This window comes from Rhodopirellula maiorica SM1 (assembly GCF_000346295.1).
Lineage (GTDB): Bacteria > Planctomycetota > Planctomycetia > Pirellulales > Pirellulaceae > Novipirellula > Novipirellula maiorica.
This window is the reverse complement of sequence record NZ_ANOG01000869.1, coordinates 1-10,845: the sequence shown is the minus strand read 5'-3', so window position 1 is coordinate 10,845 and position 10,845 is coordinate 1. Positions and strand designations below refer to the sequence as shown.

Sequence of the window (10,845 nt, the reverse complement as noted above, 5' to 3'; positions counted from 1 at the left end):
TTGATAACTTCTCGGACGTTATCGAAACGCCAACCGCCTCCGCTCAGATCGAAGGATCATCTCAATGAAATTCACGCAGCTTGTCGGCATCACATTGTTTGCCACCATGCCCGTCACCATCGCTCAAGGCGATGAGACGAAAGACGCAGGAGTTACCCTGCTGAACCCTCAACCGCAAGAGAAAGTGAAACAGGTCATCGAGGTTGCTGGCAGGGTTCACTCTCCAGGTTATCCGGTTGTGCTAGTCAGGGCCGATCAACCCGGCTGTCTATGGTGGGCACAGGAGTGGCCGAAGAAGACATCCCAACGCACCTTCAAAGCCTTCGCACAAATCGGAAACGACGATTCAATCGACGGAAGCCGTTTTCAACTTGTTGTATTGATGGTACCGACGGCTGAAGGCAGAGAACTGTTTAAACCGGGAACGTCTTTTCGCGAATTGCCTTCGAACTTGGCCCGCTCGGTGGAAACAGTTGTAGTACTGAAAAAGCCCGACGGCATCTTGGGAGAACCTAAACGGATCCTAACGAAAACAGAAAGTGTCCTCGATGTCACACAAATCGTTTCGGTAGCGGAACATCCTGAATTGATCCAAAGCCCAACTGAAAACAGCCACGTGGAACGTGCCGATTCAGTCACGTGTTCCTCTTTGGACGATAAAAAGCCCGTCGTCTTGGTTCGTTCGACTCAAGACAACGACAATTGGTGGGTACAGGCTGTTTCTTCGCCTGCTGGAAAAAATCGTTTTGTTTCATCCGCTCGCTTTGGCAATGACAGTACTCCCCCAGGCACTCGATTTCGAATCGTAGCCATCTATCCCGACGCAGAGCAAGCGACAAATCTCCGTCCTGGAATGTCACTTGGACAATTACCTGAAGGCGTGACTCGATCGGCCGAAGTTGAAGTCGTTCGGATTAATTCGTCGCAGGTTACTACAACGAACGTGGATGCTAGATAAAGAAGAACAGCGGATTGCAATTCAATCGCCACGCGGCTGGGCATAGCGAGGTGATTCGAAGCGTTCTGTTGCAAGCGGGGGCAAAATTATTAGTGGCGTGTTTTGCGCTACGTCTGAAGGGGCAGACATACTTTTGTCGTTAACCGTCACATTTACCTCTGGAGAAGCTATGAGTCATTGCCCTGGTCCGCTAGCGATCGGCCCGACAGCCGAAAACGCTCAAACATCGGTCATAACCTGTTTGCAGAATTCGCCTGCAAACGACAGCGCGGTCTGCCCCGCAACAAACCTCGTCGATTCGGGGTTCGTTCAATTGAACACCGAATTTGCGTTGGAAAACGATCTTTCGTTGATTCACCCGGTAATCGAAAAAGTACTGGAATTAGCAACGCTGATCTACGGCGAGTATGACGAGTCTTACCGAACGCATTTGTCGATCTCGCTGACAGAAGCTGCGACCAACGCGATCGTGCACGGAAATCTAGAGATCTCGTCAGCTTGGTTGTCCGACGGCGAAAACGTGTTCCAAGAAATGCTCACAAAGCGTCCGCATGATGCGTCATTCGCTGAACGCCGGGCCATCGTTGCGGTAACCATGGACCGTAGGCAGCTGTCTTTTGCCGTTCGCGATCAAGGACCGGGATTCCAGGTCAGTCAAGTACCCGATCCTACCGCTCCGGAAAATATCATGAAGGCAGGCGGTCGCGGATTGATGCTGATGCGCAATTTTATGGACGCGGTGGTTCACAATCAGCAAGGTAATGAAGTGCTGATGATAAAGCATGCGCCTGCCATGTGAGCTTCCCCGAGTTGCGAATTTCGATCGTCTTCGGCGACCTCCCACGCAGACGTGAGGCCTCGGAAGATGGTTGACGAAGGGGATGTTGAAGTCGCTGACTTCCAAAGCGGATTGACGCCGATGACGTGAACGACAATCCGTCACCGTCCCCAAGTGAGCGAAGCATGACTCGCAGCACGTTGCTCCGTCTACTGGCGGCGGCGTGCCGGTGGAATTCGGAAGTTTTGAATCAAGCTATCTAAGTACAAGAAAGATAATTTCGTGAACCCTCGTTGCTATCTGATGTTCTTCTGCTGCGTCGTTATGGCTGCGTTTTTGCATGCGGATGATATCGCTTCATTCCCTCGCAAGCAGGCGTTGGCCGCTGACCCCGCATCGTCTTTGCTGGTTGCGGATCGTTTCGATCAACCCGTGCAAAACCGCCTCGGCGGATATCGCTGCACGTTTCAGCGGTCGCCCTCATTCGCCTCGGCGCTACGAGTTTCGGATCCACGGCGTGGCGATAGTGGGCACAGCATGCGAATCAAGGCGACCAAAGCGGACGCAGGATTTTGCGGCTATTGGATTCATTTCTTTGACATGCACGCGTTGAAGCCAACCTACTTCGATGCACGCGCCTATACGCATCTGTCGTTTTGGGTTCGTGGAGAGCGCGGAGGTGAAAGTTTCAACATCCGTTTATCAGACGAGAATTGGATCGCCAAGGAGGACTCGGAGTTGTTGGGGCCAGTCGATCAGTTTCTTGATGGCGGAGTTACCCAAGCATGGCAAGAGGTGATTGTGCCGCTGCGATCCACACATATCGACTGTTCTCATTTCGCAGGATTGACCCTCGAGTTCGCAACCGTTGGTGAATTCACTGTGCATGTGGAAGATGTGGCCTTCAAATCGAATGTGGATCAAATGATCCCCGCAAGTACTGCGACGAAACCACAGCCGCAGCGTCCGCAACCAACGGCACCGCCACGCACGCTTTGGCTATGGTCCACCCAAACCTTGTTGGGCAGCACACAGCGGTGGCACGAACTCTTCGATTTTTGCAAAGCACACAACGTCGGGCAAATCTGGCTGCAGTTGCCATACAAGGTCGAGCGGACCGAACCGTCAAAGGTATCGGCAACTGCCCCCGAAGCATCACCGTCGGACCGCATCACCGTATTGATGAAACCGGAACTACGCAGCTTTATCGCGAAAGCTCATTCGCAAAACATCCGCATTCACGCGTTGGACGGAGCCCCCGAACACTGCCTCACGCAGAATCACGACATTCCGCTTGGCGTCGTTGATGCGGTGCTGCAATTCAATTCACGAGCCAACGAACAAGAAAAATTCGACGGCGTTCATTTCGACAATGAACCTTATCTGTTGCTAGGTTGGCATTCGCCTTCACGTCGCGAACAAATCCTGCGTGAATACCTGGAATTAAATGCCGAGTGTCAACGACGCGTTCGCGAAGGTTCCAACATGCAGTTCGGCGTCGATATTCCATTTTGGTGGCAGGCGACGGACAAGAACACTGGCGAATCCAACGCCGCAGTCGAATTCAATGGAGTTCGCAAAGCAGCCAGTTTTCACTGCATCGACATGTTAGATAACGTTGGCGTTATGAATTATCGCGACCGGGCCGATGGCGCTGACGGCATCATTGCTCATGGACGAGCGTTGATGGAATACGGCCAACGTCAGCGTGGCGCAAGCATTTTCATGGGAGTCGAGACGTTCAGGGAAGTCGATCGACCGGTCTGGTTCCTGGTAGGACTTCCTCGAGAGAAGTTCCAACGGGCCTTAACGCTCACTCCATTGCTTGCCGACCAGAGCCTCATTGAGGGACATCGCGTTCGCACGATGGATGACGGCGAAAACATTCACGTCGGGATTGAGATCGCACACGCCCTATCGGATCAACAGCGTGCTGCGGCAGAGAGGTCACTACGTTTGTTAGCAAGTCAATTCTACTGGTTGATGGATGATGCTGAGAAAGAGAAAAGCCGACGGGCGAAAGCGGAGTCCATGATCGACTCCGACGCACAGTGGCGAACTTTCGCACGACGCGATCTCGCGGAAGATGGTGAGACACCACGGATGCGAGGATTCGTTACCAAAAGCGTGATGCCATCGAAAGTGACGTTCGCTGACAACTCGATAGTCGATTTTGATGAGCAAACATCCGCCGCCGAAAACTATTTTCGCGATTTCGAGTGTTTTGGTGGTTTAGCGATTCACTTCTACGAAACCTACCGGTCGCTTTGCGAAACGCCATCTGCCGACAAGGTTACCGCGAAAACAAAGACTGGAAACTGAAGCACCTAAGCTTTCCCCTTAATACCGCATTGGCCCCTTCGATGACTTAGTACTTACCTCCCCATTTCACGCACGATCAATTTTGAACTTTGAGCAAATTGCCAAATTTGCTTGATGTTCTGTCGGACGACAAATGGATCTCTTTGCTGTCCCGCTGTCGTTCGAAATTTGTTTCACCACACGTTTGTTACTCTTGTTCAATCTTAAAACAAAGGAATCACCATGACGTCTTCAACGAACCGATCCAGGTTTGCTTTCACGCTCGTCGAATTATTAGTTGTGATTGCGATCATTGGGGTCTTAGTGGGACTACTGCTCCCCGCTGTACAGGCAGCTCGCGAAGCAGCGCGTCGCATGAGTTGTAGCAACAATTTCAAACAGATTGGTTTGGGCATCCACAACTACCATTCCGCCTACAATCGGCTGCCTAAACACAAAACCGGTACGGGGCTGGATCCGATCACGCCAAACTGGTGGATCTGGTCGCCTAACACCAACCAGAGCCAACTCAGTGCTTGGGTCGGTGTTACGCCGTTTATCGAACAGCAAGCACTTTGGGACGAGATGAGCCGATCGCTCGGCCAAGAGCTTGGCCCCAATGGCGATCGGATTCCCAAAGTTCCTTCGTGGACTGCATTCGGCCCCAAGCCAAGCTTTCACGTCAGTTTTCGTTACCCGCCTGCCATGACGGAGATCCCGACGTTGCGATGCCCGTCGGATCCCGGATACGGTATTCCATCGCAAGGGCGAACCAACTATGCGGTTTGCTTAGGCGACTCGTTTGCCAAAGCCGAAACCGGCCCCATGAATCATGCACTTGTTCAAACGAACACCGATTCACAGCTGTCACGTGCCGGACAACGTGGCGCGTTTGTCGCTCACAGTTCGATGCGGTTTCGTGACATTACGGACGGATTGTCCAATACGATCATCGCCGGCGAAATCACAACCGACTTGGGTGACCGCGACATCCGAACGCAAGCAGCACGCCAACAAGTCGGCGTCAAAGCGAATCCAAGTATCTGTGAATCCAATGGATCCATCGATCCCTCACGACCAAAATTCTGGGCTGAGTCGACGACCTTGTTCAGCGACTGGGACAGTGGATCGATCTACGGACGCGGATACCAATGGATGAATGGAGAAACCTTTCACTCCGCAATGTTCACCATCACACCACCCAACTCCGCTGCGTGTTGGCAAGACGATTGGCCTGGACAAGAAGGCGTTGCACCACCAAGTAGTCGGCATCAAGGTGGCTGTCACGTATTGATGGGAGACGGTGCCGTTGTCTTCATCACCGACTCGATCGAATCGGGCGACCCGAACGCGCACATGGTTGAGTACGGACAAAGCGGGAAGTCGGCGCCGGGTCAAAAGAGCCCTTATGGACTGTGGGGTGCTCTTGGAACTCGCGCTTCCCATGAAATTGTCGATCAACCACTCAATTAAAAGTCTTGCTTTGAGAAAACCAAGTTAATAGCTAGGCAGGAATCATTGACTCAAATCCCGTTAGCCGTTTGGGCGATAGCCCGGTTGAATGTCCGAACCGTGGCGAGCTGCTTGTTGATTTAATCGAAATGCAAATCGCATTGGTGAGCCGTGGGCCGTAAGGCACCGGGTCATGCGTGGAACCCGGCCGCTCACGCTCGAGCGGCTCACTAAATCAACAAGCCGCCAGCGCCAAAGCGGCTCAGATCCTGAAAGCCTCCTGCTTAGCTAAATAAAAATCAAATTTCCAGAACCATAGTGATACCTAAGGAACAATCAAAATGATTATGACCGTCAAAAAGACCTGCCAACGCATCACCTTATGCGTGCTTCCAATCGTGATCGTCGCTTCGATCTCTGGCTGTGGTCGTAGCGAGCACGCACAGGTAGTCGGCGGCGTTCAAAATGACTTTTTGTTGGAGCTCCAAGTCAGTGAACAACAGTACGCCCAGCAAGTGGAGCGGCAAGATCAACAGGCTCTCCGTCGACGGCACCTGAATCGTTAGCGGCAGCAATTCCACGATGAACCGAGTGGAACCTTTTTATCCTGTAGCGAAAGTCGCGGAGACTTTCGGGCATGTGAGTAAAACCGAAACTCTCTACGAGTTTCGCTACAACAAAATGCTTCATCGTTGCTCGGGCCAACATCAGACTTTCTCAAACGACCTGCTAGGTTCGCATACCCGAAGCCCGACAGCGAATTGCTTTACGGATCATCTTGGACCTTAGCGACCTGGTTTGAGCACTTTAAGGATCGACGAGTCACCATTAAGCCTGCAACAACTTTCTCTAAGCGTTTACAGGCTGATATTTGGTGTAAGAATGTCCTCAATTCCGCTGACAAATTTGCCGAATTTCATAAGAATTTTGCGGTGATCCACTAGCACGCTTTCGCATCATCACCATAATTCGCTGCGCATCAGGTTTCGTATTCACCTTTTCTACCCTGACGCAGTCTCCACATCTCTTACTGGGATTAACCATCACGAATGGATGGTTCGCTTGCACTGCTTGGCACGACCGGGTCGCTGGTCGGGCTGGGTCTATTAGAGTCTTTCCTACATCGACGCAACCTTGCGACGATTCCGACGCGTATTCATGTCAATGGCACGCGAGGCAAATCGTCCGTGACTCGGCTGATTGCCGCCGGGTTGCGCGCATCGGGTAAACGCACCTGTGCCAAGACGACGGGCACTTTGGCAAGAATGATTTTGCCCGATGGTGCCGAGTATCCGGTGTTCCGTCCGGCACGTGCGAACGTGATCGAGCAAATCCGGATTGTTCGCGCTGCGGCCGAGATCGAATCCGAAGCACTCGTGATCGAGTGCATGGCGTTGATTCCCTACTTGCAGTGGTTGTGCGAATTTATGTTGGTCCACGCCACCCACAGCGTGATCACCAACGCGCGTGCCGACCACTTGGATGTAATGGGTCCGGGCGAAAAGGATGTGGCTTGGGCATTGCTGGGCATGGTGCCCAAAGATGGCAAATTGTACACCGCCGAACGCCGCCATTTGGATGCGTTTCGCAAAGTATGTGACGACCGCAAAACCGAATTGGTGACGGTCGGCGAAGACGAAGTGCACGCGATCCAGCCGTTGGATTTGGCTCAGTTTTCGTATATCGAGCATGCCGAAAATGTGGCACTCGCGTTACGTGTCCTCAGCGATCTTGGGGTCGACCGCGCGACGGCGCTACAAGGCATGTGGTCGGCTAGTCCGGACCCGGGAATCATGACGGTGGCCGAATTGGATTTCTTCGGTCGGCAAATCGTGTTCATCAACGGATTCGCTGCGAACGACCCCGAATCAACCGAACGCATTTGGGACATGGCGTGTGATCGCTATCCAGGTGTGGGCAAGCGAATCATGATTTTTAATTGTCGATTTGATCGTCCCGATCGCTCGCGACAATTGGCCGAATGTTGTGCGGCATGGCGTCCGGCGGACCATTACGTTTTGATCGGATCGGGAACTTATATTTTTGCCAAGCATGCCATCAACTCAGGCTTGGACTCACGGAAATTGGTGATGGCCGAAGGGGACGGAGCGCCTGAGATTTTTGAGAAGGTGGTGAGTCTTTCGGGCCGTTCATCATTGGTAATGGGAATGGCAAATATTGGCGGCGCAGGTTTAGACGTGGTGCGATACTTCCGCAATCGCGGGATTGTCGACGAAAAAGCATTTTAGGAACTATGGACACTTTAACTGTATCAATTGGCATCGGCTTGGCCGTCAGCCTGCTGTTCTCGGAAACGTTTGGTCTCGCCGCAGGCGGGATGGTCGTCCCCGGTTACATCGCCTTGTCGCTGGACCGGCCCGTGACAGTGATCGCAACGTTTTTCGCTGCGATCGTCACCTATTTCATCGTATACTCGCTATCGAACATGATCGTCATCTATGGAAAACGCCGCACCGTGTTGATGGTGTTGGTAGGCTTCTTGGTGGGGATTTTGATGGAATCACTTGCCCCATTTTCAGCGGTTCCCGAAGACTCGCTCAACATGGATGTGTTGGCCGAATCGAATGACTACGAGGTCATTGGTTACATCATCCCAGGATTGATTGCCATTTGGATTGATCGTCAAGGGATGCTTGAAACGCTGGGGATTCTGCTGACTGCCGCGACCGTGGTTCGCTTGGTTCTGATGTTGATCGGATTGGAGTTCGTACTATGAAACGTCTGTATTGGCGGCCTCGCCAAGTCTCGCAATCGATCATCGTCTTTATGGCGGCATTCTCACTACTTGGACTGGCAACGGTCGAATACTTTCGTGTCGAAGCGCCTCAGGAAGACTTGGATCTAAAGATGCAAGCCGCGGAATTGTCGAAGGAAATGATGGAGGCGATTCGCAACGAAAAACTTCATCTTGGAATGCGAATCAACACGGTGATCGACCCCGCTTCTACGGGGATGATCGGCGAACTGATGACGCCTTTGACCACCCTGAGTGGTCGGCTGGGCGCCAAGCAAACCTCAACCAATCCCAACCTTGCCGCCGTCGTGATCGACATGCTGATCAAAGCGGGTGTCGGCAAAGGCGACTTGGTGGCGGTCGGCTATTCGGGGTCATTCCCGGCAATGAATGTCAGTGTTCTGGCGGCGCTGAAAACCATCGGTGCTCGGCCGGTGATGTTGGCCAGTGCGGGTTCGTCGCAATGGGGAGCGAATAATCCAAAGTTCTTGTGGATCGATATGGAAACGATGCTTTACGAAGAGGAGTACATCCCTTTCCGATCGGTCGCTTGTTCGATCGGCGGATACGAAGATTTGGGGATCGGACTTGGCGATGAAGCACGCAAGATGATCCGCAAATCGATTACCGACAACGGCATGAAGCGACTCGAGGCGGACGATTTTGCCAATGCGATCGACGAACGAATGGCGGTTTATCGAAAACAGGCCGGTTCACAAGAATACAAAGCCTATATCAACGTTGGCGGCGGAGCGGTGTCGGTAGGCAAGACGATCGGCAAACGAGCTTACAAGCCTGGACTTAATCGCACGGCGTCGCGAGCGACCATGCAGATCGACTCGATTATGACCCGTTTCATGCGAAAAGATGTCCCGGTCATCCACCTCGTCGAAATGGATCAAATTGCCATGATTTACGGCATGCCGCTAAAACCACAGCAACAACCCGCCGTCGGCGAAGGAGGCGTATTCAAACAAACGCGTCGCAGTCGACTGCTGATTCTAGTGGTTTTGTTGGCGATCCTCGGTTCACTCCGCGTCTTCGTGCTGACTGACTTTGGGCATCGTTTCATGAAAGGCCGCGGTTCACGCAAGATTTCGGGTCAACCCGAACCGATGGTATAGCCGCGATCCTACCGGCACCCTCTCTGATAGACAGCGCTACCAGAGAGGGTGCAGCCGCGTTACCAACGGCGTCTTGGGATGGAGTACAATCATCCGCACAAAACAGGCGGGAATGTGATTGGCTTTATCAAATCCCAGGAGCAGTAGCAATGTCTGCGCGTGGCAGTTTAGTGAGTAGCCCAACCCAGTGCCCCGAATTAGTCAGCGAATCGAAACGCTACATCCCGCTATTATGGTTGGGAATGTTGTCGCGACGCGATATCGAAAGAAACGGCGATGGAACGTTCGAGGTCAGTCGCTTAAATGCGATTCTGCGAACGGAACACAGCTTGCCGTTCCTGTGCAAACTCTTTGCAAACCTACCGATCAAAAATGCTGCTGATTCGCTTCTTGATCGGCTTCGGAAACTTCGCTGTGATACGATCGGCATCGACATCGGTGATCTGATCGAATCCGAGCCGCCTAATCCGGGACTGTGTGATGCGTTGGATGCGATTTCGTCGCGGAACGAAAACTATTCTCTCTCAATCCCAGCTCGAACCGTCGCCCATCCTGTCAACGGCGACGTGATCCACGTCAAACCACTAGAGATCACCTCGACCAAGGACATGTTGCTGCGAGTCTGCTGGCTCAGCTCGGGCCGGCTCGAAGATTTTGAGGAAGAGGAACTCGAGGAAATCGTCCGCGGGCATCTTCGGAGCTAAACATCCAAGCGAATCGCAGCAGCGGTGACGTCATTCGCACCAACGCGACCTATTTAAAACGGTTTAGCGTGTAGTACGCTTCCTTGTGCAACAGCGGCACATCCGACTTGCTCCGCAGCCCGTCGGCGTGCAGTTCATGCACGTGTCCGAGTTGCAATCCGTCCACAACGATTCGGACAGTCATACCGTCGTCCGATACGCTAGCCGATTGGATGGTCGGCGTTGTATGGTCCACCTCGGGGCTGCCGTACTGCTCACGATACTCGTATGTGTAGGTGGTCATTTTGTAGCTTTCCAAATCGCGGGCCGAATCGACATCAACGGGTTCGGTGAACGTCAATTCAAAACCGTCGGATGTCAGCCGCATGTGTTGGATTTCAAACGGCGTTTTGCCGGTCCAATCGAGCCGTTCGACTGCGAATGGCCGTCGTCCGACCGAGCCCCAACCGCGGTTTGTACCGCCAACAAAAATAGATCCTCGCGGCGACATTTCGACGCCGACGTTGCCCGAGGCAAACCCGCGTCGGAACGGAAACGCAGCGCCTTGGTATAGTCCATCGACTTTTTCCAAATCCACTCGCATCAATGTGCTGTGCGATTGATCGGCGACAAACAACTGTCCCGCAAAGGGACCAAATTTTCCGTCGCTGGTGTCGCAAGCGATCCCCGATGCACTCTTACCCATCTTGTTATAGGGAAACAAAACCGCCGGCGGTACAAGCTCGGGGATCTTTTTTGCTTCCACGTGTAATCGGCTGCCGTCTTCGGGCATT

General features: G+C 52.9%; 9 protein-coding genes and 1 pseudogene. 9 read left to right on the top strand and 1 reads right to left on the bottom strand.

The window, feature by feature from the left end; translation table 11 throughout:
* The first annotated feature begins 64 nt into the window (after positions 1–64).
* The 9 genes from RMSM_RS27800 to RMSM_RS27760 all read left to right on the top strand — a co-directional run bounded on the left by RMSM_RS27800 (position 65) and on the right by RMSM_RS27760 (position 10,072).
* Positions 65–958 carry a hypothetical protein gene (locus tag RMSM_RS27800; RefSeq protein ID WP_008704952.1) on the top strand — a complete coding sequence of 298 codons (894 nt, stop codon included), beginning with the start codon at positions 65–67 and terminating at the stop codon, positions 956–958.
* Between the two features lie 331 nt (positions 959–1,289).
* Entirely contained in the window at positions 1,290–1,757 is a 468-nt protein-coding gene (locus RMSM_RS27795) for an ATP-binding protein (protein ID WP_160168394.1), read from the top strand.
* Positions 1,758–2,018: 261 nt separating this feature from the next.
* Positions 2,019–4,058, top strand: coding sequence for a hypothetical protein (locus RMSM_RS27790; protein ID WP_144058017.1), 2,040 nt, complete (start codon positions 2,019–2,021; stop codon positions 4,056–4,058).
* Between the two features lie 222 nt (positions 4,059–4,280).
* Positions 4,281–5,510, top strand: coding sequence for a DUF1559 domain-containing protein (locus RMSM_RS27785; protein WP_040769682.1), 1,230 nt, complete (start codon positions 4,281–4,283; stop codon positions 5,508–5,510).
* Positions 5,511–5,830: 320 nt separating this feature from the next.
* A complete protein-coding gene (locus tag RMSM_RS40210; protein ID WP_144058016.1) occupies positions 5,831–6,055 on the top strand; it encodes a hypothetical protein in 225 nt (74 codons plus the stop codon).
* 483 nt (positions 6,056–6,538) lie between these two features.
* Positions 6,539–7,738, top strand: coding sequence for a poly-gamma-glutamate synthase PgsB (pgsB, locus tag RMSM_RS27775; RefSeq protein ID WP_008704947.1), 1,200 nt, complete (start codon positions 6,539–6,541; stop codon positions 7,736–7,738).
* Between the two features lie 5 nt (positions 7,739–7,743).
* Positions 7,744–8,226: a poly-gamma-glutamate biosynthesis protein PgsC gene (pgsC, locus tag RMSM_RS27770; RefSeq protein WP_008704946.1), complete on the top strand. Its 483-nt coding sequence runs from the start codon at positions 7,744–7,746 to the stop codon at positions 8,224–8,226.
* Positions 8,223–9,368 carry a poly-gamma-glutamate system protein gene (gene pgsW, locus RMSM_RS27765; protein WP_008704945.1) on the top strand — a complete coding sequence of 382 codons (1,146 nt, stop codon included), beginning with the start codon at positions 8,223–8,225 and terminating at the stop codon, positions 9,366–9,368. Before pgsC ends, pgsW begins: the two co-directional genes overlap by 4 nt.
* Before the next feature lie 149 nt (positions 9,369–9,517).
* Positions 9,518–10,072 carry a hypothetical protein gene (locus RMSM_RS27760; protein ID WP_144058014.1) on the top strand — a complete coding sequence of 185 codons (555 nt, stop codon included), beginning with the start codon at positions 9,518–9,520 and terminating at the stop codon, positions 10,070–10,072.
* Positions 10,073–10,121: 49 nt separating this feature from the next.
* Here the strand turns inward: RMSM_RS27760 and RMSM_RS27755 are convergent.
* Positions 10,122–10,845, bottom strand: a pseudogene (locus tag RMSM_RS27755) (hypothetical protein); the annotation flags it as partial.